The 18,240-nt window shown below is 71.8% G+C and carries 22 protein-coding genes; 16 read left to right on the plus strand and 6 right to left on the minus strand.

From position 1 onward, the window contains the following. The 3 genes from VGL20_17695 to VGL20_17705 form a co-directional block, all read right to left on the minus strand. Nucleotides 1-330: nitroreductase/quinone reductase family protein (locus tag VGL20_17695; GenBank protein ID HEY2705519.1), on the minus strand; the 330-nt coding region annotated here is incomplete at its 3' end. Nucleotides 331-411: 81 nt separating this feature from the next. Beyond that, nucleotides 412-564 carry a hypothetical protein gene (locus tag VGL20_17700; protein HEY2705520.1) on the minus strand — a complete coding sequence of 51 codons (153 nt, stop codon included), beginning with the start codon at nucleotides 562-564 and terminating at the stop codon, nucleotides 412-414. Nucleotides 565-627: 63 nt separating this feature from the next. Beyond that, nucleotides 628-816, minus strand: a complete 189-nt coding sequence (locus VGL20_17705) for a hypothetical protein (GenBank protein HEY2705521.1) — start codon at nucleotides 814-816, stop codon at nucleotides 628-630. 181 nt (nucleotides 817-997) lie between these two features. Between VGL20_17705 and VGL20_17710 the strand changes: the two genes are divergently transcribed. The 3 genes from VGL20_17710 to VGL20_17720 all read left to right on the plus strand — a co-directional run bounded on the left by VGL20_17710 (nucleotide 998) and on the right by VGL20_17720 (nucleotide 2,680). Further along, entirely contained in the window at nucleotides 998-1,228 is a 231-nt protein-coding gene (locus VGL20_17710) for a hypothetical protein (GenBank protein HEY2705522.1), read from the plus strand. Between the two features lie 467 nt (nucleotides 1,229-1,695). Then, nucleotides 1,696-2,154 (plus strand): hypothetical protein, encoded by a 459-nt coding sequence (locus tag VGL20_17715; GenBank protein HEY2705523.1) that lies wholly within the window; start codon nucleotides 1,696-1,698, stop codon nucleotides 2,152-2,154. Between the two features lie 172 nt (nucleotides 2,155-2,326). Beyond that, complete coding sequence (locus VGL20_17720) at nucleotides 2,327-2,680, plus strand: hypothetical protein (GenBank protein ID HEY2705524.1); 354 nt, start codon at nucleotides 2,327-2,329, stop codon at nucleotides 2,678-2,680. 3 nt (nucleotides 2,681-2,683) lie between these two features. Here VGL20_17720 and VGL20_17725 read toward each other — a convergent pair whose 3' ends face one another. Both VGL20_17725 and pyk read right to left on the minus strand, forming a co-directional pair. After that, on the minus strand, nucleotides 2,684-3,256 hold the full coding sequence (locus VGL20_17725) for a response regulator (protein ID HEY2705525.1): 573 nt from the start codon (nucleotides 3,254-3,256) through the stop codon (nucleotides 2,684-2,686). After that, nucleotides 3,256-4,737 carry a pyruvate kinase gene (pyk, locus tag VGL20_17730; GenBank protein HEY2705526.1) on the minus strand — a complete coding sequence of 494 codons (1,482 nt, stop codon included), beginning with the start codon at nucleotides 4,735-4,737 and terminating at the stop codon, nucleotides 3,256-3,258. Before pyk ends, VGL20_17725 begins: the two co-directional genes overlap by 1 nt. Before the next feature lie 420 nt (nucleotides 4,738-5,157). Between pyk and VGL20_17735 the strand changes: the two genes are divergently transcribed. The 11 genes from VGL20_17735 to VGL20_17785 all read left to right on the plus strand — a co-directional run bounded on the left by VGL20_17735 (nucleotide 5,158) and on the right by VGL20_17785 (nucleotide 14,457). Further along, complete coding sequence (locus VGL20_17735) at nucleotides 5,158-5,595, plus strand: Fur family transcriptional regulator (GenBank protein ID HEY2705527.1); 438 nt, start codon at nucleotides 5,158-5,160, stop codon at nucleotides 5,593-5,595. A 4-nt stretch (nucleotides 5,596-5,599) separates the two neighbouring features. Continuing rightward, nucleotides 5,600-7,813 (plus strand): catalase/peroxidase HPI, encoded by a 2,214-nt coding sequence (katG, locus tag VGL20_17740; GenBank protein ID HEY2705528.1) that lies wholly within the window; start codon nucleotides 5,600-5,602, stop codon nucleotides 7,811-7,813. 165 nt (nucleotides 7,814-7,978) lie between these two features. Then, nucleotides 7,979-8,926, plus strand: coding sequence for an FAD:protein FMN transferase (locus tag VGL20_17745; GenBank protein ID HEY2705529.1), 948 nt, complete (start codon nucleotides 7,979-7,981; stop codon nucleotides 8,924-8,926). Further along, nucleotides 8,923-9,507, plus strand: coding sequence for a ferric reductase-like transmembrane domain-containing protein (locus VGL20_17750; protein HEY2705530.1), 585 nt, complete (start codon nucleotides 8,923-8,925; stop codon nucleotides 9,505-9,507). The genes VGL20_17745 and VGL20_17750 overlap by 4 nt, the downstream gene beginning before the upstream one ends. Nucleotides 9,508-9,548: 41 nt before the next feature. Next, nucleotides 9,549-10,742 carry an NADH-ubiquinone oxidoreductase-F iron-sulfur binding region domain-containing protein gene (locus VGL20_17755; GenBank protein ID HEY2705531.1) on the plus strand — a complete coding sequence of 398 codons (1,194 nt, stop codon included), beginning with the start codon at nucleotides 9,549-9,551 and terminating at the stop codon, nucleotides 10,740-10,742. After that, on the plus strand, nucleotides 10,730-10,951 hold the full coding sequence (locus VGL20_17760) for a ferredoxin (GenBank protein HEY2705532.1): 222 nt from the start codon (nucleotides 10,730-10,732) through the stop codon (nucleotides 10,949-10,951). The genes VGL20_17755 and VGL20_17760 overlap by 13 nt, the downstream gene beginning before the upstream one ends. A gap of 48 nt (nucleotides 10,952-10,999) precedes the next feature. After that, nucleotides 11,000-11,290, plus strand: a complete 291-nt coding sequence (locus VGL20_17765) for a hypothetical protein (protein HEY2705533.1) — start codon at nucleotides 11,000-11,002, stop codon at nucleotides 11,288-11,290. A 276-nt stretch (nucleotides 11,291-11,566) separates the two neighbouring features. Continuing rightward, entirely contained in the window at nucleotides 11,567-12,013 is a 447-nt protein-coding gene (locus VGL20_17770; protein ID HEY2705534.1) for a hypothetical protein, read from the plus strand. A gap of 1 nt (nucleotide 12,014) precedes the next feature. Next, nucleotides 12,015-12,509, plus strand: a complete 495-nt coding sequence (locus VGL20_17775; protein HEY2705535.1) for a hypothetical protein — start codon at nucleotides 12,015-12,017, stop codon at nucleotides 12,507-12,509. Then, complete coding sequence (locus VGL20_17780) at nucleotides 12,476-13,411, plus strand: FAD:protein FMN transferase (GenBank protein ID HEY2705536.1); 936 nt, start codon at nucleotides 12,476-12,478, stop codon at nucleotides 13,409-13,411. Before VGL20_17775 ends, VGL20_17780 begins: the two co-directional genes overlap by 34 nt. Beyond that, the gene (locus VGL20_17785; protein HEY2705537.1) at nucleotides 13,405-14,457 is read left to right on the plus strand and encodes a ferric reductase-like transmembrane domain-containing protein; all 1,053 of its coding nucleotides are present in this window, start codon (nucleotides 13,405-13,407) and stop codon (nucleotides 14,455-14,457) included. The genes VGL20_17780 and VGL20_17785 overlap by 7 nt, the downstream gene beginning before the upstream one ends. Nucleotides 14,458-14,508: 51 nt before the next feature. Here the strand turns inward: VGL20_17785 and VGL20_17790 are convergent, their stop codons facing one another. Beyond that, nucleotides 14,509-15,453, minus strand: coding sequence for a hypothetical protein (locus VGL20_17790; GenBank protein ID HEY2705538.1), 945 nt, complete (start codon nucleotides 15,451-15,453; stop codon nucleotides 14,509-14,511). Nucleotides 15,454-15,918: 465 nt separating this feature from the next. On the opposite strand from VGL20_17790, the gene VGL20_17795 reads away from it, so the two are divergent. Next, nucleotides 15,919-17,373 carry a choice-of-anchor D domain-containing protein gene (locus tag VGL20_17795; GenBank protein HEY2705539.1) on the plus strand — a complete coding sequence of 485 codons (1,455 nt, stop codon included), beginning with the start codon at nucleotides 15,919-15,921 and terminating at the stop codon, nucleotides 17,371-17,373. Nucleotides 17,374-17,492: 119 nt separating this feature from the next. Then, a complete protein-coding gene (locus tag VGL20_17800; GenBank protein ID HEY2705540.1) occupies nucleotides 17,493-17,858 on the plus strand; it encodes a peptidase inhibitor family I36 protein in 366 nt (121 codons plus the stop codon). Nucleotides 17,859-18,240 lie beyond the last annotated feature (382 nt).

An 18,240-nucleotide genomic window follows, 5' to 3' on the forward strand; every position in this document is an offset into this window, starting at 1 on the left:
CGCCTTGTGCGCCTCCCAGATCTGCTCGCGCTCGTCGCCCTCGGCGACCCGGGCGCGGACCGGGTAGGTCTCGGTGCCGACCTCGACGGTGGCCTCCGGATGGGCCATGAGGTTGTGGAACCAGGCGGGATGCTCGGGCGAGCCCCCCTTCGACCCGAAGATGGCGATGTCGCCGTTCACCGGCCGGTAGACGAGCGGGCTGATCCGCTCCTGGCCGCTGCGCGCGCCGGTGGTGTGGAGCAGCACCATCGAGGCGCCCTCGAACATCCCGCCGCAGCGGCCCTGGTTGGCGCGGAACTCATCGATGATCCCGCGGTTGAAGTCGTCCATCTCGGACACGGCAACCTCCCAGTCGAGCCGGCGTGTGTTCGCGCCTCCCCCGGCCGGCCCGAACAGCGTACCGCCCGGCGCCTACTCGGCGGTCTCGGACGGCTCCATCAGGTATGCGAAGGGCGACCGCGACCGCTGCTCCTCGATCAGCAGGGCGAGCTGGTCTTCGAGACCCCTGCCCAGCTCACCGATCTCCTGCAGCAGTGCCTCCAGGCTCCGGGTCAGCTCGTCCACGGCGATTCCTCCGGTGTCGTCGGGGTTCGTGGACGGCTACGCAGCGGCTCGCCGCGCGGATGCCTAGGTGGCGGGGTGCGCCCCGCCGGGATCGGACCCCGGTCCCGCCGGCGGGGCCGGCTCCATCAGGTATGCGAAGGGCGAGCGGGCGCGCTGGTCCGCGATCAGCTCGGCCAGGGGCCCCTCGAGACGCTCTCGGAGGGCCGCCAGCTCCTCGAGCAGGTTCCTCAGGTGGTCGTGCAGGTCGTCCATGCCGGCATGGTCTCACCTCGTCCCGGCACGAGGTGACCGTGGCGGTCACATGATCGCTGCACCGTCTTCACAAGTCTGAACGGGTGCTTCACGGTGGCCGGTACCCCTGCCTGGGACGCTGTCCCTGCGGTCGCAACGGCGGCGGCAGAGAGCAGCCGACCACAGCGGAAGGGAGACCGACATGACACGGATCGCCATCACCTGCGAGGACTGCGGCCGCCGGCATCAGCTGGAGCGCCCCGTCGGCGAGGCCGGCATGATCTGGATCGTCTGCCACGAGTGCGAGCTTCCCATCCAGGCGATGTTCGACAGCCCCGGCAGCGCACCGGAGCCCGCCCCTCCCTCGCGGAGCTTCCAGGACGCCTGGGCGGGACTGTTCAACGTCTCCTCGAGCAGCACCCCGTCGCTCTGAGAGCGGCACCCGCGCGCGGTCACGCCGCACCACCGGTGTGACCGCCCGCGGGTGACCGTATCGAGGTCGCTCAGCCCACCGGCGCCGCGCCTCGACCGCGATGACCGCCGCCGCGCCGGCGTTCAGGTGCGAACCGTCCCGGCGGACAGATCCGATGCTGGCCGGTGGCGGTGAGCATCGAGCCATGCACGAGGTGACGGACGGCTTCACCCTCGTCGCTGCTGGCCGAGACCCTGGGCCTCCCCGACCTCGCGGGCAGCGCGCTGCGCGCCGAGTTCGACTCCTAGTCGAGAGTGACCGGCGACGTTAGTCATGGCTGGTGATGACAGGCGCGGAGAGGTCGGGACATCATCGATGTCATACGACCCGCAATCACGCCGGCGCTGCGCCGGCATTGGCGGCGCCGCTTCCGCGGCGCCCCTGTCGATTGCCTGCACGCCCACCTCGTCACCCGTACAGGAGCAGCCATGAAGACTGTCGTTCAGCATGCCGCCGGAGGCCTCGCGATCGCCCTGGTGGGGCTGGGGACCGGTGCGGTCCCGGCCAGCGCGGACGGATCCGGCGGCGCGTGCAACGCGAGTCTCGTGACGGGGACGCTGACGCCGTTCACCGAGTACATGAATCAGGCCCACCTGGAGCGCTCCCCGCTGCAGCAGGTGAGGGATGCGCAGGACCCCGACACCTACATCAGGACGCACACGATCCTGGCGCAGAACATGAGCGAGCCGCTGTGGAGGGCGCTGTTCACGATCTCGGACGGCTCGGCGAACCCGCTCCTCGTGAACGTCAACCAGGATCACTTCGAGCGGTCGCCGTCGCAGCAGGTCGGGGACATGGCGCAGGCCGACTCGTACGTGAAGCAGCACACCGTGCTGGTGGAGCACGTGCTGCAGCCGGTTCTCAGCGCGGTGAGTGGAGACTGCTGAGGCGTCGGGAAGGCCCGGTCAGGTCGAACCGACCCTCCGGACAGGTCCCCGAGACCCCTGTCCATCCGAGGATGTCAGCAACGGCGCGGCGGGACGGTCCTCCAGAGACGGTGCCGGCCGGGGGACCGCCCGCCGACCGTCTGCACATCTCCAACGAGGGACGGATCAGATGATGACCACCCGTCAGCGCTTCGCGGTCGCGCTCGCCGTCACCGGTGTGCTCGCCACCGGTGGCTCGGCGGCAGCTGGGTGCGCGATCAGCGCCGGCCTCGCCGTGCGGCCCGACCCCGTGCCGGCCGGTCTCCTGGCCTTCTCCGGTGGGCCGACCGGTGCCGAGGCGTGCAGCCGTCAGAACCTGGACGGGCAGGGCACCACCGCCGGGACCTCGCCGCAGGTCTGCATCGGCAGCGGCCTGTCGTTCATCGGCCCCAGCATCGGCCAGGTGGCCACGGTGATCGGCCCCACCACCATCGGGCCGGCGCAGGTCAACTCGGTCGTGTCCGCAGGGAACGGCGCCGGCGTCTGACCCTCAGGACCGAGCCCGCAGGGCGTCGACGACCGCCCCCGTCCCCGCCGCCTTGTCGACGTGGACGGCACCGAGGAGGCGTACGACGGCGTCGCGGTGGGGGGTGGGGTCCAGGCCCGAGAACACGATGATCGGAAGGGCCTCGGGCGGACGCCTCTCGCGGATGCGGGAGCACATCTCGAAGCCGTCGAGCCCGGGGATGCGGACCTCGGTGACCAGGGCGTCGGGACAGACCTGGCGGGCGCGCACCAGCCCCTCGCTGCCATCGCGGGCCAGGTGCACCCGGAAGCCGGCGGACACCAGCGACCGCGCCAGGAGGGCGCGCATCCCGGGGTCGCCGTCGACGACGAGCACCCGGCGACCGGCGGCGGGCAGCCGCTCCGTCGCCAGCGGGGCGGGGAGACCCTCACCGCAGCCCAGGCACAGACCGTGGAGCCCGCGGCCCTCGTCGTCGGCCAGGAGACGTCGCCGGCCCCGGCATCGAGGGCACGCCGTCAGGCGCAGGAACCAGGTCGTGTCCGAAGCGATGCCGGCGATCTCGGAGAGGGTCTCGAGCATCGTGGCCCGCTCCGCCATCAGGCCGCCTCCGGCGCGCGCTGACCGGCGTCGCCCACACGGTGGATCCGGACCAGGTTGGTGGAGCCGCTCGCGCCGGTCAGGGTGCCGGCCACGAGCACGATGAGGTCGCCGGGCTCGCAGCGCCCGAGCTCGAGCATCGCCCGCTCCACCTGGAGAACCATCTCGTCGGTGTGACCGGCACGGGGGACGACGAAGGTCTCGACGCCCCAGCTCAGGGCCAGCTGGCTGCGCACCGCGGCGTTGGGGGTGAACGCGAGGATGGGGATGTCACAGCGGTGCCGGGAGAGACGCCGGGCGGACATCCCGGTCTCGGTGAAGACCACCACGACCTGGGCGCCGACCGACGCCGCGACCCGCGGGGCCGCCGCGGTGATCGCCTCCGCCGCGGAGGTGGAGGCCGGTGACGGCAGCGTCGCCAGCCCCTCCCGCTCGGTGGCGGCGATGATGCCCGCCATCGTCGACACCACCTCGACGACGTGCGCGCCGACGCTGGTCTCCGCCGAGAGCATCAGCGCGTCGGCGCCGTCCAGCACGGCGTTGGCGACGTCGGACACCTCGGCCCGGGTCGGCCGCGGATGCTCGGTCATCGACTCCAGCATCTGGGTGGCGACGATGACCGGCTTGCAGGCCTCCCGCGCCAGCCGCACCGCGCGCTTCTGGATCAGCGGCAGCTGCTCCAGCGGCGTCTCGACGCCGAGGTCGCCGCGCGCGACCATGAGACCGTCGAAGGCGGCGACGATGGCGGGCAGCCGGTCCACCGCCTCCTGCCGCTCCAGCTTGGCGATGACCGGCACCCGCCGCCCGCATGCGTCCATCACCTCGTGGACGGCGTCGATGTCCTCGGGGCTGCGCACGAAGGAGAGCGCCACCATGTCGACGCCCATCGCCAGGGCGAAGCGCAGGTCGTCCGTGTCCTTGTCGGAGAGCGTCGGCATGCTCATCCGCACGCCGGGCAGGGTGATGCCCTTGTGGTCGGACACCACGCCCCCGTCGATCACCGTGCACACCACGTGGTCGCCGGTCGACTCGAGCGCGCGCAGCCGGACCCGGCCGTCGTCGATGAGCAGGGTGTCGCCGGCGGTGACGTCGTGGGGCAGCGCCGTGTAGCTGGTGGTGGCGCCGCTGCTCGAGCCCGCGTCGGCCTCGCCGGCGCCGTCGCCGGCGGCGGTGACGGTGAAGAGAGCGCCCCTCTCCAGGACCGCGGTGCCTCCCACGAAGCTGCCGAGCCGCACCTTCGGCCCCTGGAGGTCGGCGAGCACGGCGACCGCGCGCCGGCATCTGTCCGCCGCCTCGCGAACCCGGCGGTAGGTGGCGAGATGCTGCTCCCTGGTGCCATGGGAGAAGTTCAGCCGGGCCACGTCCATGCCCGCCTCGATCAGCGCCCGGATGGTCTCGGGCGACTCGCTGGAGGGGCCGAGGGTGCACACGATCTTTGCCCGCCGTGCCCTGAACCCACCTCTGCGGCCGGCGACACCCATCGGGCGCTCGACGGATTCGAGCAGGGCACCCGTGGACAGTGGGTGGTGCGGATCGGCAGCCGCGCCGCCGGGAATGATTCGGTCGATCGTGACGCTCATCGAACGCTCCTGACGGCTGGGGTCCCTCGAATTGGGGAGCGCTCGCCGCTCGTGACAAACGGTAGGCTGCGTCCCCCCGCCCGTCATCGACAGAACGACTGACCTTTGGGCGCGGCGCTCTAGTCGAAACGAGCGGTGGTGCCGTCAGGTCCCGAAGCCTGCAGCCGTCAGAACCCGGACGGGCGGGCGCGACCGGCGGGGCCTCGCCCCAGGTCTGTCTGGGCATCGGCGGTAGTCGAACCGACCGGTCGGCACGGGCCAACTGTTGGACACTGTCGACAACCTTGACGGGGCCAACATGGGCGGCGTAGGATCCCCGCGATGGAGGTGCCCCCGACGGCGGCGATGCGGATCCACAGCGCGGGGCTGCGCCCCACCGCGATCCGGCTCGCCGTGCTCGACGTGCTCGAGACGATGCCGCATGCGGGCGTGCAGGACATCGCCGAAGCCGTGCAGCAGGTGCTGGGAACGGCGTCCCGGCAGGCGGTGTACGACGCCCTCGACCACCTCCTGGTCGCCCAACTGGTCCGGCGCATCGAGCCCGCCGGCTCGCCGGCCCGATACGAGGCGCGCGTGGGCGACAACCATCACCACGTCGTCTGCCGCGGTTGCGGACGCGCCGCCGACGTGGACTGCGCCGTCGGTGAGGTGCCCTGCCTGGAGCCCTCGCAGACCCACGGATTCGTTCTCGACGAGGCAGAGGTGACCTTCTGGGGTCTCTGCCCCCAATGTCACGGCACGGAGGATCAGGATGGCTGACACGATGCGGCCCGACACCACCGCGGATGTGGGCAGCGAAAGCGAGAACCCGGTAATCCCGGCACCGACTCCCACGTCGTCTCGGCCCAGGTCGAACCAGGACTGGTGGCCGAATCAGCTGGACCTGCAGGTTCTGCACCAGCACTCGCCCCTGTCCAATCCGATGGGCGAGGACTTCAACTACGCCGAGGAGTTCAGAACCCTCGACCTCGGCGCGCTGAAGCGCGACCTCATCGAGGTGATGACGACGTCGCAGGACTGGTGGCCGGCCGACTACGGCCACTACGGCGGGCTCTTCATCCGGATGGCGTGGCACAGCGCGGGCACGTACCGCATCGCCGACGGCCGGGGCGGTGGCGGCAGCGGCGCCCAGCGCTTCGCCCCCCTGAACAGCTGGCCGGACAACGCGAACCTCGACAAGGCGCGCCGGCTGCTCTGGCCGGTCAAGCAGAAGTACGGCCGGAAGATCTCCTGGGCCGACCTGATGATCTTCGCCGGCAACTGTGCCCTCGAATCGATGGGCTTCACGACGTTCGGCTTCGGCGGCGGCCGCGCCGACATCTGGGAGCCCGACGAGATCATCTGGGGGCCCGAGGACACCTGGCTCGGAGATGAGCGCTACAGCGGCGACAGGGAGCTCGCCAAGCCTCTCGGCGCCGTGCAGATGGGCCTGATCTACGTGAATCCGGAGGGGCCGAACGGCAACCCGGATCCGCTCGCCGCCGCCAGGGACATTCGCGAGACCTTCGCTCGCATGGCGATGAACGACGAGGAGACGCTGGCGCTCATCGTCGGCGGCCACACCTTCGGCAAGTGCCACGGTGCGGTCGGTTCGGAGTGCGTCGGTCCGGAGCCCGAGGCCGCCCCCCTCGAGCAGCAGGGCCTCGGCTGGAAGATCAGCTGCGGTGCCGGCAAGGGCGCCGATACGATCACCAGCGGGCTGGAGGGTGCCTGGACCAACGAGCCGACCAGGTGGGACAACGGGTACCTCGACAACCTGTTCGGGTACGACTGGGAGCTGACCAAGAGCCCCGCCGGTGCGAACCAGTGGACTCCCAGGGATCCCTCGGCACAGGACAGGGTGCCCGATGCCCATGATCCGTCGAAGCGCGTCGCGCCGATGATGCTGACGACCGACCTGGCGCTGAAGATGGATCCGATCTACGCGCCGATCGCGAAGCGTTTCCACGAGAACCCGGATCAGCTCGCAGAGGCGTTCGCCAAGGCGTGGTTCAAGCTGACCCACCGCGACATGGGACCGATCTCGCGCTATGTCGGCCCGCTGGTTCCCTCGGAGCCGCAGCTCTGGCAGGACCCCGTCCCCGCGGTCGATCATGAGCTGATCGGTGACGAGGACATTGCCGCCCTCAAGGGCAGGATCCTCGCCTCGGGGCTGTCCATCCCCCAGCTGGTCTCCACCGCCTGGGCGTCGGCGGCAACCTTCCGCGGCACCGACAAGCGTGGCGGGGCCAACGGCGCCCGGATCCGCCTCGCGCCGCAGCGGGACTGGGACGTCAACAACCCGGCCGAGCTGGCCACCGTGCTGCCGGCCCTCGAGCAGATCCAGCAGGACTTCAACAGCTCACAGTCCGGCGGAAAGAGGGTCTCGCTCGCCGACCTGATCGTCCTGGGCGGATGCGCCGCCGTCGAGCAGGCGGCGAGGAACGCCGGGCACGACGTCACGGTTCCCTTCGCGCCGGGGCGCACCGACGCCGTGCAGGAGCAGACCGACGTGGAGTCGTTCGCGGTGCTCGAACCGACCGCGGACGGGTTCCGCAACTACCTCCGCGCCGGCGCGACCCTGCCGGCCGAGACCCTGCTGCTGGACCGGGCCAACCTGCTGACGCTGACCGCCCCGGAGATGACGGTTCTGATCGGCGGCATGCGGGCCCTGAACGCCAACTTCGGACAGTCCCAGCTCGGCGTCCTCACCGACCGGCCCGGGACGCTGACCAACGACTTCTTCGTGAACCTGCTGGACATGGGCACGGAGTGGAGCGCATCGGAGTCGTCCGAGAACGTGTTCGAGGGTCGCGATCGCGCGACCGGCGAGGTCAGGTGGACCGGTACCGCCGTCGACCTCGTCTTCGGTTCGAACTCCCAGCTCCGTGCCATCGCGGAGGTCTACGCATGTGGCGACTCGAAGGAGAAGCTGGTGCGTGACTTCGTGGCTGCGTGGGACAAGGTCATGAACCTCGATCGGTTCGACCTCGCCTGACCGCCGTCCCCGGTGTGGTGACCGGTTCGACGTGAACCGGTCACCAGACCACCACCAGCTCGAGCACCTCGGCCGACGCGGACAGCGGCGGCTCAGCTGGCTGAGAGCGGGGGCGGTGATACAGTGGACGATCGATGACGACATCGCTCGTCACAGGCGGAGGCGATGCAGACCAGCACTCTGGCGTCGGTCGTCGACCGCGCTCTTGGGACCAACGTCCGCGTCGTCGTCACGCGTGTGGCGGCGATCGCCGCCGCCAAGGCCGCGGTTGACGCGACCCTACGCGACATCGACCTGGCCTGCAGCCGGTTCCGCGACGACAGCGAGCTCACGCTGCTCAACCGGCGCGCCGGTCGGGAGACGCGCGTCAGCGAACTCCTCGCCCGGGCTCTCGCCGAGGGGCTGCGGGCCGCACGCCTCACCGATGGCGACGTCGACCCCACCGTCGGCAGGGCGATGCGACTGGTCGGGTACGACGTCGACTTCGCCGCCGTCGCCCCCGACGGCGAGCCGCTGACACTCACGGTGGAGCCGATCCCGGGATGGAGAACGGTCCGCCTCGATCGGGTCACCCGCAGCGTGTCCTTCCCGGCCGGCGTCGAGATCGACCTCGGCGCCACCGCCAAGGCGCTCGCCGCCGACCTCTGCGCCGCTGCGGGATTCCGCGCGATGGGTGGAGAGGGAGGCATCCTCGTGAGCCTCGGCGGCGATATCGCTCTCGCGGGAGAGCCGCCGCCGGGCGGCTGGAAGGTTCAGGTCAGCATCGACAGCAACGATGCGATCGACGAGTCGGAGGAGAGCGTGATCGTGCAGGCCGGCGGTGTCGCCAGCTCCAGCACGCGGGTGCGCCGCTGGCGCCGTGGCGGCGTTGAGATCCACCACATCATCGATCCGCGCACCAGCTGTCCCGCCGACACGGTATGGCGGCTCGCAACGGTCGTCGCCGACACGTGCGTCGACGCCAACATCGCGTCGACCGCGGCGATCATTCGCGGCGAGCGGGCGATCCCGTGGCTGGAGGCCCGGCGGCTGCCATCACGGCTGGTCGGCGCCGGCGACCGGATCGTCCGCATCGCGGGGTGGCCCGAGCCGGGAGTGGGGTGGGCGGGATGAACGACAAGACGCTGTGGTTCACCACCCGGGGGGCGGGAGCGGTGTCCCTCATGCTGCTCACGGCCGTGGTCGTCGTCGGTCTGCTCGCGCGTCTGCGCTTCACGACCGAGGGCTGGCCCCGGTTCATCAGCGCGACCTTCCATCGCGACCTCGCGCTCATCACCGTCGTCTTCCTCGCCCTGCACATCGTCACCGCGGTGGTGGATCCGTTCACGAGCCTGGGCCTCATGCCCGTCGTCGTGCCCTTCGGGTCGTCGTACCGCACCGTCTGGCTCGGGTTCGGCACCATCGCCGTCGAGCTGCTCCTCGCCATCGTCGTCACCAGCCTTGCACGGGCGTGGATCGGCGTGCGTGGGTGGCGCGTCGTCCACTGGCTCGCGTACGCGTCCTGGCCCCTGGCCGTGGTCCACGGCCTCGGCACGGGAACCGACGCGCGTCAGGTGTGGATGCTCGGCATCACCGCCGGATGCGTCGGCCTGGTCGCGGGAGTCGGCCTGTGGCGCCTCGTCGCCGCTCCCGCCGATCCCCTGGACGCGGCCAGGCGAGAGGCCGCGGGAACGCACCGCGTGGCCCGCCGGTGACCGCGCCGCGCGTCCTGGCAGGCCCACCGCCCGGGGCCGGTATGGAGCCCGGCCCCGCCCACGTCGCCCGGCTCGGTCCGGTGCCGCGCGGCGGGGCCGGGCTCATCGAGGTGCTCGAGCGCAGCGACCTGCGGGGTCGCGGCGGTGCGTCTTTCCCGGTCGGAACCAAGTGGCGCACCGTCGCCGGACGTCGCGCTGGAAGCGCCGTCCTGCTCGTCAACGGAGCCGAGGGCGAGCCGCTGAGCTACAAGGACCGCCTGCTCATGCAGTGCCGCCCCCACCTCGTCATCGACGGCGCCTTCCTCGCGGCCACGAGCGTCGGCGCCGACGACATCGTGCTCTTCGTCGGTGAGGAGCATCGGCCAGCCAGGGCCAGCCTGGAGCGTGCGCTCGCGGAGCGGGTGGACCACCCCTGCCGCGTGCGCTTCGTCACCGCGCCCGCGCGCTACGTCGCCGGCGAGGAGTCGGCGGCGGTGCACTGCGTCAACGACGGTGTGGCGCTGCCCACGTCGATCCCGCCGCGTCCGTTCGAGAAGGGCGTCGGTGGCCGTCCCACGCTGGTGCAGAACGTCGAGACCCTCGCCCACGTCGCACTCGTCGCGCGGTTCGGCGACCGCTGGTATCAGGAGGGTGGGCGCGACGGCGCCGGCGGTACGGCGCTGCTGTCGATCAGCGGGGCGGTGCGCCAGGGATCGGTTCTCGAGGTGGCGCAGGGCTCGACGATCGGCGAGGCCGTCGAGGCGGTCGGCGGAGCCACGGCAGCCGTCGGGGCGGTCCTCCTCGGGGGGTATTTCGGGGGCTGGGTCCGGGCCGGCGAGACATGGTCGCTCCCCGTCGACGGCATGCGGCTGCGGGCACACGGCAGGGCGCTGGGCTGCGGCACCGTCGCGCTGCTCCCCGCCCATCGCTGCGGCGTCGCGATGACCGCGCTGATCGCCTCGTACCTCGCCGACCAGAGCGCCCGGCAATGCGGCCCCTGCGTGTTCGGCCTGCGGGCGATCGCCGACGCCCTGAGCCGCGTCGCGGTGTGCACCCCCGACGCCCACGACCTCACCCGGCTGCGAACCTGGTCGTCGGAGCTGCGCGGCCGCGGCGCCTGCCGCCATCCCGACGGCGCCGCGGGGTTGGTGCTCTCGGCCCTCGACGTCTTCGACACCGAGTTCCTCAGCCATGCGGTGCAGCGGCGCTGCTCGTCGCCGGGCACACCGCTGGAGGCGGCGCAATGGACGTCGTGACGATGTCGATCGACCGTATCCGCTGCGACGGCCACGGCCTCTGCGCCGAGCTGCTGCCGGAGCTCATCCGGCTCGACGACTGGGGCTACCCGATCATCGAGCCCGGCTCGATCCCCGAGGAGCTCGTCTCCCATGCCCGGCGCGCCGTCGCCTCCTGCCCGGTGGTCGCGCTCAAGCTGCTCACCGCCCGCGACGGCCGCCGGCGCTGATCACCCTGCCGTCAGGGATCAGCAAGGTTCCGCGGGTAGGGTGCGGTCATGGACCACTCCCGCAATCGGGACGGCGCCGCGGCCGTCCGGCGCGACGACGCGCTGCGCCGCCTTCGCCACCTCAGCGCCGGCGTGGTGGCGCTGGGAGCGACGCTCACGGCGGTCATCGGGGGACTGGCGGCGTCGGCCAGCTCGGTGGCGGGAACGGCGTCCACACGTGCCGCTCCGGGCGACTCCGTTCAACTCGGTGGCGACGGCGGACAGTTGCAGCCACCCGACCAGGCCCCCGCCTCCGGCGACAGCGGTGGCGGGGCGAGCGCGGTCACCGGGGGGTCGTGACCGGACCACGGAGACGCACTCGCACGAGCGTGCGCAGACACGGCGACGGCCATCGTGAAAGCGCTGTCGTCATTCAGTCCGCGGGTCCGCTCGCGCCAACTCCCTTCAGGCGTTCGCCGGCCGCACCGCGCATACTTTCCTGCGCAGCCGAACACATCCGAGGACGACGGCGCCGCCCCGGCGCAAGACTCCTCGCCCCCCAGCGTTTGAAGTGTGAGAAGGGCGGGCGTCTCTCCGCGCGGATGTCCGTCGATCCTCGCATGAGGAGAGGTCGACGTGGGCTCCCGCACCCGGCAGCGAATTCTCGGCCTGACCCTGATCACCGCCGGCGCGGGCGTCGCCGCGGGATTGGCCGCGTCCTCCGGAGCCGGACCTCTCGCCGAGCTGCCGGGCCACCAGCCGGCGGCCGTGCCCGTGTCCGCCCGGACCACCGCGTCGCCGTGGCCGCTCCGCGCCGACATCCTCTTCCCGACGGCGGCTCCCGCGGCGCCCACCGAGCACACCGTCTACATCCAGGACCCGGCTCCGCCGCCGATCATCGTCCCCGCGGGGCCCGCGCCTGCGAACGGTTCGCCGGCCACCGCCCCCGCAGCCCCGCGCGTGCCGGTGGGCACCGCGCAGGCCGCGCCGGTCACCGCACCGCCGGCGCCGCCACCGCCCACCGCTCGTCCCCGGCCGACCTCGCGGCCGTGCCCCGTGCTCTTCTGCGGCGGAGGTGGCTGACATGAACGGCGGCACCGGCAGTCACGACCGTGACCGGGCCCTGGGACTGGTCCGGCGCAGCACCCTCGCAGGGATCGGGAGCGCACTCGGACTGACCGGGCTCTTCTCGACCGCGGCGGCCCTCACCTTCTCCGGGCAGCAGGCCCCGGTGGCCGCGCAGCATCCGCAGGCTCCGGTCGTTCCCGTGGAGGCCGTCCCGGTCCAGAGCGCACCGCCGCCCCCGATCGTCGTCGAGCACATCGTCCACCTTCCCGCGCCCCCGCCACAGGTGATCGTGGCGACGCCGGTCCCAGGGCCGCCGACGCGGCTCGGCGCACCCCGGCCTCCTCGCCTGGCACCGACCGCGCCCCCGACGGCACCCGCCCCGGCGGCTGCTCCGCCTCCCCCACCGGCGGCCGCTCCGCCGCCCCCCGCGGCCGCCCCCCCGCCGCCGCCGCCACCGCCGCCACCCCCACCGCCCACGTGCCTGCACTCGACACCGTCGCACCCGTGCTGAGCGCCGCCTCCTTCCCCGCGATGGGGTCGACGGTGACCGTCGCCGTCGATGACCCGACCGCGCTGTCCGAGGCGCTGGTGGTCGTCCGGGAGGAGATCACCGAGATCGACCGCGTCTGCAGCCGGTTTCGCCCCCACTCCGAGCTCTCCCGCCTCAACCGACGGGCCGGAGGCCCGCCGCTGCCGGTCTCCCCACTCCTCGAGGAGGCGATCGCGGTGGCCCTCGAGGTGGCGCGAATCACGCGGGGGCTGGTGGACCCGACCGTGGGTCGCTGCCTCCACGATCTGGGATACACGGTCACCTTTCGCGACCTGCCCACCGACGGGCCGCCGCTCGAGCTCCGGCTGCGCTCGGCGCCCGGCTGGCGCGTGGTCGAGCACGACGCCGTCGCACACACGGTCCGGCTGCCCGCGGAGGTCTGGCTCGACCTCGGTGCCAGCGGCAAGGCGTGGGCGGCCGACCGAGCCGCCACGGTTGCCGCCGAGCGGCTCGGCGCCGGCGTGGCTGTCGACTGTGGCGGGGACATCGCCGTCGCGGGACCGGCGCCGGCGAATGGCTGGCCGGTCCGGGTCGGCGAGTGGCCGCAGGCGCCCGACGGGCAGGAGGTCCTCGTTCACGACGGGGGACTGGCCACCTCGGGGACCACCGCGCGCCGCTGGCGGCGCGGCGGCCGCGAGATCCACCACATCGTCGATCCGTCGACGGGACTGCCCGCCGCGACGCCCTGGCGGCTGGTGTCGGTGGCCGCCGCCTCCTGCGTCGAGGCGAACGCCGCGGCGACCGCCGCGCTCCTCCTCGGCGACGCCGCGTGGGACTGGCTGGACGGGCTCACACTGCCATCCCGCCTCGTCGACAGGGACGGCCGCGCCCATCCCACCCGAGGCTGGCCCACGCCATGCTGAGCGCCCATGCGGTCATCGCCGCCGCCACCACCCCGGCGCCTCCGGGACCGAGCCCTTTCTGGTACGCGACCCGTGGCGCCGGCGTCGCTCTGCTCCTCGTCCTCACCGCGAGCGTGGTCCTCGGCGTCGGCACCTCGCTCCGGCTCGGCGGCCGAACGATCCCTCGCTTCGTGCTCGCGCTCCTCCACCGCAACCTCGGTCTGCTCTGCGTCGTCCTGCTCGCCGTCCACATCGTCACCACCGTCCTCGACCCCTTCGCTCGAATCAGTGTTCCCGACGCCCTCGTCCCCTTCTCCGCGGCCTACCGTCCCCTGTGGCTGGGCCTGGGAACCGTGGCCGCCGAGGTGCTCGTCGCCATCGCGGTCACCAGCGTGCTCCGGCGCCGGATCGGGCAGCGCACCTGGCGCCTGGTCCACTGGACGGCCTACGCGTCCTGGCCGGCCGCCGTCGTCCACGGGCTCGGCACCGGCTCGGATGCCCAGGCGCCGTGGATGATCGGGATCACCGCGACGTGCGTCACCGCGGTGCTGCTGGCGGTGATCACCCGGCTCGGCGCCGGATGGCGTGCACGACTGCCGCTCCGGCTCGCCGTGGGGCTGACGGCGGCGGCAAGTGTGGCCGCCATCGCGGTCTGGGCGGTCCATGGCCCGTTCCGCCCGGGCTGGGCGGCCGTCGCCGGGACGCCCGCCACCCTCCTGACCCCCGGTGCGCCGCCGGCAGGCCGCACCGGGCCGGTCCACAGCGGCCCCGGCGGGTTCAGCGACGACCTCATCGGCACCATGGTGCGCGACCCGTCAGGCGGCACGCAGGTGGCGCTCCGCGACGTCGTCGATCCGGGGCTGACCCTGGCCGTCCGGCCACCCACCAGCGCCGAGACGCTGCCGGTGGTCACCGTGGTCCGTGGCGGTCGGACCGTGTGCGTCACCCCGGGGCGTGCCGGCACCTCCCTCTACGCGGTGTGCGGGACCACGCGGTTGACCATCACCCTCTTCGGCGGCCCCGCCCTGGTCACCGGACGCCTCGCCACGTCGGGACCATTGGGCTGAACCCCGACGGCCCCCGGGTCTACCCCGGCAGCATATTGCCGGCCCCTTGGCCTACCAGTGATGCGCGTGCAGCGTCGCCCTCGCGCGCGCGGTACCGCCGTACACGCCCGGGACGACGCCGTAGCCGCGACTGTCCTGGTCGAGCGCCAGCTGGCGGATGTCGGCGAAGTCGGCCATGCAGAGGCTCTCTGCCCTGGTCAGCTCCAGGGTCTCGGGATCGCTGCCGCTCGCAGCGGTCACTCGGACCACGCCCATGCCGGGGGCGTAGAACTTGCGCTGGTGGCCGCCGGCGGGATCGAGCGGGCCGAACTCGTCGGCCACGAGCACGTCGTCGTAGCACCCAATCGGGACACAGGTCCGCTGGTCCGTCTCGAACGTCGTCGCGCAGTCCTTGAAGCCAACCTTCAGAGCCAGGCCCTGAAGGTAGGTCGGGGTGCCCGCCCGCGACTTCGCGGGCATCGCGATCCCGGCCCTGGCGCCCGCCACACCCGAGATCCAAGTGCTCGGCGCTCCGGCGAGCTTCCCGCTCTCGTATTCCTCCGGGTACTCGCCCAGCAGCCAGACCGCGCCGTCCTCATCCTGAGCCTCGAAGAAGAGTTCGGACTCCGTGAGGCGGCCATCCTCGAGGTCGCGGTCGAACACGACGAGGGTGCGCACGCCGCCGACCACCTTGGTCAGGTCGGTCACCGTGGTCTCGATTCGATGCGGGTGGTGCAGTCCGTCATCTCCTTTGACGAATCCGTCGAGGACGTACTGCATTCCCGGAGCCAGCGGGAGCAACCGGTTGTCGACTCTCGGACGTTCGGGGAAGGAACTGCGCTCGAGCTTCGGGACCACATCGCAGGAACCGGCCGCGCCGGTCGTCCCCCCACCGCCCGTCGACGCGGCCGTGCCGTGGCTCATGGACGCCGTCACCGAGCCAAAGGCCGTCAACAGCAGCGCGGACACGACAATGGGGTTCAACCACGCTGCCCGGACGGGTGGATGGCGGAGCATCGGGAGCATCCTCCTTCAGGAAGCCGACGACCTGAGATCGGCGCTGATTGTGCGGACGTAGCTCAACCTTCCCCACCGGAGGTCTGCGACCGCCTGCTGGCCCGGCGCGCACACCATGACCGAACGTTGCGCGAGCGCATCCAGGCCGACAGGCACACGAGCCATGTTTCCCCCGCCTCCGCACAGATCTCCGAACGCACGGGCCCTCTCTTGTCCGGACATTAACGCCGTCTGAACCGGCCGTCAAGCATGTCCTGTTTGTGGCATTTGCGTCCGTGCAGTGGGAGAGGGCAGCCTCAGTCGCGGCACGGGGGAACCCCTCGAGTATCTGACCATCTGTTAACGCGGTGTCAACGCCGAACCTCGCATCGCCGCGCCCCGGCACCGCAAGATCAGGCTGGCCGCGCCGTTCGACCGAGCATGGAAGGGTTGAAACTGCGGACCAGCTTCTCGCTGGCTGCGACGGTGGCTATCTCCATTGGCGGGCTCGCCCTGACGCATCCGCTGCCCGTCAAGGCGGCGACGGTCGCGGTCAGCGCCAGCCAGGTGCACTTCGGGAGCCAGGAGGAGAACACCACCAGCTCCAGCAAGACCGTGCACCTGACCAACACCGACGTCACTCCGCTGACCTTCACAGGCATCTTCGTGAAGGAGGGCGACGCCTCCGACTTCGTCATCACGCGCAACGGCTGCGGCCAGAGCCTCGCCCCCGGCGCCAGCTGCAGCGTGGAGGTCGTCTTCCGACCTGGCAGCGGCACCTTCGGGCCACGCTCCTCGACCCTGGAGATCGACGACGACGCCTCCCTCAGCCCGCAGAGCGTCACTCTCATCGGTGAGGTCGCCTCTCCCGACGTGCAGGTCGACCCTTCGGACCTGAGCTTCGGCCCGCAGGCCCCGGGCACGGTGAGTGGCATCCGCACGGTGTCGGTGCACAACGACGGCAACGGCTCGATGCGCATCACCGACCTGAAGCTCGACCCCACCGACGACTTCGACGTGGTCAGTGGCGACTGCTTCACCACCCTCGACCCCGGCCACAGCTGCAGCATCGAGATCCGCTTCAGTCCCAAGACGGCGTCGGGTGACGTCAAGGCCATCCGCACCTCGATCCTCACCATCACCGACAACGACCCCAACAGCCCCACGCAACTGGTCTCGCTCGACGGCTCGGTACCAACCCCGCAGGCCCAACTGAGCACGACGATCATGGACTTCGGCGACCAGGCCGCGGGCACCAGCAGCGCCCCAAAGGCGGTGACCCTGCAGAACACCGGCTCCGGACCGCTGACCCTGGCCGCGCTGGAGATGAAGGGTCTGGATCCAGACGACTTCAACGTGAAGAGCAATGCATGCCCCGGGGCTCTGCCCGTCGGCGGGAGCTGCCAGATCACGATCGCGTTCGCGCCGCAGAAGTCGGACGGCGCCCTCAGCGCACTGATGACCATCACCGATGACGCGCCGACGGTGACCCAGACGGTGGCGCTTCGCGGCAACGCCAAGCCGTCCGCGACGACGACGCCCCCAGTCCGCACTGTGCCGCCACCCGGACTCGTCGTCCCGATTCAGCCGGTCCCGGCCGTGGCCGCGCCTGCGAGCGCCACTCCGAGCAGCGTGCCCACCAGCGACCCCACGGCCGGCGCAACGCCCGACACGGCGACCCCTCTGAGCGTCGTCGAGCGCCCCGTCGCCGGCCGGCATCACGCCCCGTCAGCCGCCCCCAGGGCCGACGAGCACAACCTGCTGGTGAGCGCCATCCTCACCGCCGTCGGCGACGACGGGGCGGTGCTCCGCGGGCTGCTCACCGGGGTGCTGACGGTCCTGCCCTTCGCCATTCTTGCCGCAGCCGGCTGGGCGGCCCGGCTGGTCTGGATGCGGCGGCGCCGCTCCGATCGGGTGCGCGGCGAGGCGCCGAAAAGCTAGCACAGGGCGGCGGTGCGCACGGGCGACAACTGGCGCAGATCGAAATCCGCGTGAGGCGCCGTGGCTTGCTACATTCCCTGCGGACTCGAAGGTGATTCGGTTTCCGGAGGACCAGAGGGATGCGGGGAATCCTTGTTCGTCGCGCCGTGTTGACCGTGACGGTGACCGCCGTCGCCGTGACCGCACCCACGCCGTTCACCGCACGATCGGTCTCCGGAGCCATATCGGACTGCCCGCCGGGGGAGGTCTGCGTGTGGCCAGGCGCCAACTACAGCGGTACGGTCACCGCGGTGATGGACGACGTGTGCCACAGCGTCGCGGTGGGATCCGCCCTGAACGGCGACCCCGACGCCACCCAGGAGCTGCGTGTGTATACGCAGCCGGGATGCACCGGAACGCCGGCTGTGGTGGGTCACGGCTCCCAGTCGGGAAACCTGTCCGGGGGGAGCTATCTCAACTACCACTCCCCCGTCTCCCCGCCATGAGCGGACGTCCGCCTCACCGCCATCGATCCTGGCTCACCGCTCGGCCCCGACGTCACACCTGCGCGGCCGGTGATCGGTGCCGCTCGCAGCCGTGACCCGGACCACGCCGACCCGCGGGGCGTAGTACTTCCGCTGATGACCGCCGGCGGGATCGAGCGGGCCGAACGGGCCCCCCGCCGCCCCAGGAGCGGTGAGGCGGCGGCTCAGAGAGAGGTCCCCGAGCCGCCGTCTAACCGGTTGTGGCCAGTCGCTATCCGATCGGCCTGCTTCTCAGCGGCCTTTTTCGTGAGGATCGGCAACACGGGCTTGGGCGGAAGCTTCTCCGGGATATTTTGCATCGGCGCCGATGTGGCGGTCTGGCCCGTGTGCTGGAGGTTGTTGG

Source organism: Candidatus Dormiibacterota bacterium (assembly GCA_036495095.1).
Classification (GTDB): domain Bacteria; phylum Chloroflexota; class Dormibacteria; order Aeolococcales; family Aeolococcaceae; genus CF-96.

Coding starts and splice junctions, on each gene's coding strand:
- VGL20_17750 (HEY2705530.1), top strand. CDS start 8,923: ATGAACGACAAGACGCTGTGGTTCACCACCCGGGGGGCGGGAGCGGTG.
- VGL20_17755 (HEY2705531.1), top strand. CDS start 9,549: ATGGAGCCCGGCCCCGCCCACGTCGCCCGGCTCGGTCCGGTGCCGCGC.
- VGL20_17725 (HEY2705525.1), bottom strand. CDS start 3,256: ATGGCGGAGCGGGCCACGATGCTCGAGACCCTCTCCGAGATCGCCGGC.
- VGL20_17710 (HEY2705522.1), top strand. CDS start 998: ATGACACGGATCGCCATCACCTGCGAGGACTGCGGCCGCCGGCATCAG.
- VGL20_17790 (HEY2705538.1), bottom strand. CDS start 15,453: ATGCTCCGCCATCCACCCGTCCGGGCAGCGTGGTTGAACCCCATTGTC.
- VGL20_17760 (HEY2705532.1), top strand. CDS start 10,730: ATGGACGTCGTGACGATGTCGATCGACCGTATCCGCTGCGACGGCCAC.
- VGL20_17775 (HEY2705535.1), top strand. CDS start 12,015: ATGAACGGCGGCACCGGCAGTCACGACCGTGACCGGGCCCTGGGACTG.
- VGL20_17745 (HEY2705529.1), top strand. CDS start 7,979: ATGCAGACCAGCACTCTGGCGTCGGTCGTCGACCGCGCTCTTGGGACC.
- VGL20_17715 (HEY2705523.1), top strand. CDS start 1,696: ATGAAGACTGTCGTTCAGCATGCCGCCGGAGGCCTCGCGATCGCCCTG.
- VGL20_17800 (HEY2705540.1), top strand. CDS start 17,493: ATGCGGGGAATCCTTGTTCGTCGCGCCGTGTTGACCGTGACGGTGACC.
- VGL20_17735 (HEY2705527.1), top strand. CDS start 5,158: ATGGAGGTGCCCCCGACGGCGGCGATGCGGATCCACAGCGCGGGGCTG.
- pyk (HEY2705526.1), bottom strand. CDS start 4,737: ATGGGTGTCGCCGGCCGCAGAGGTGGGTTCAGGGCACGGCGGGCAAAG.
- VGL20_17785 (HEY2705537.1), top strand. CDS start 13,405: ATGCTGAGCGCCCATGCGGTCATCGCCGCCGCCACCACCCCGGCGCCT.
- VGL20_17765 (HEY2705533.1), top strand. CDS start 11,000: ATGGACCACTCCCGCAATCGGGACGGCGCCGCGGCCGTCCGGCGCGAC.
- katG (HEY2705528.1), top strand. CDS start 5,600: ATGCGGCCCGACACCACCGCGGATGTGGGCAGCGAAAGCGAGAACCCG.
- VGL20_17705 (HEY2705521.1), bottom strand. CDS start 816: ATGGACGACCTGCACGACCACCTGAGGAACCTGCTCGAGGAGCTGGCG.
- VGL20_17720 (HEY2705524.1), top strand. CDS start 2,327: ATGACCACCCGTCAGCGCTTCGCGGTCGCGCTCGCCGTCACCGGTGTG.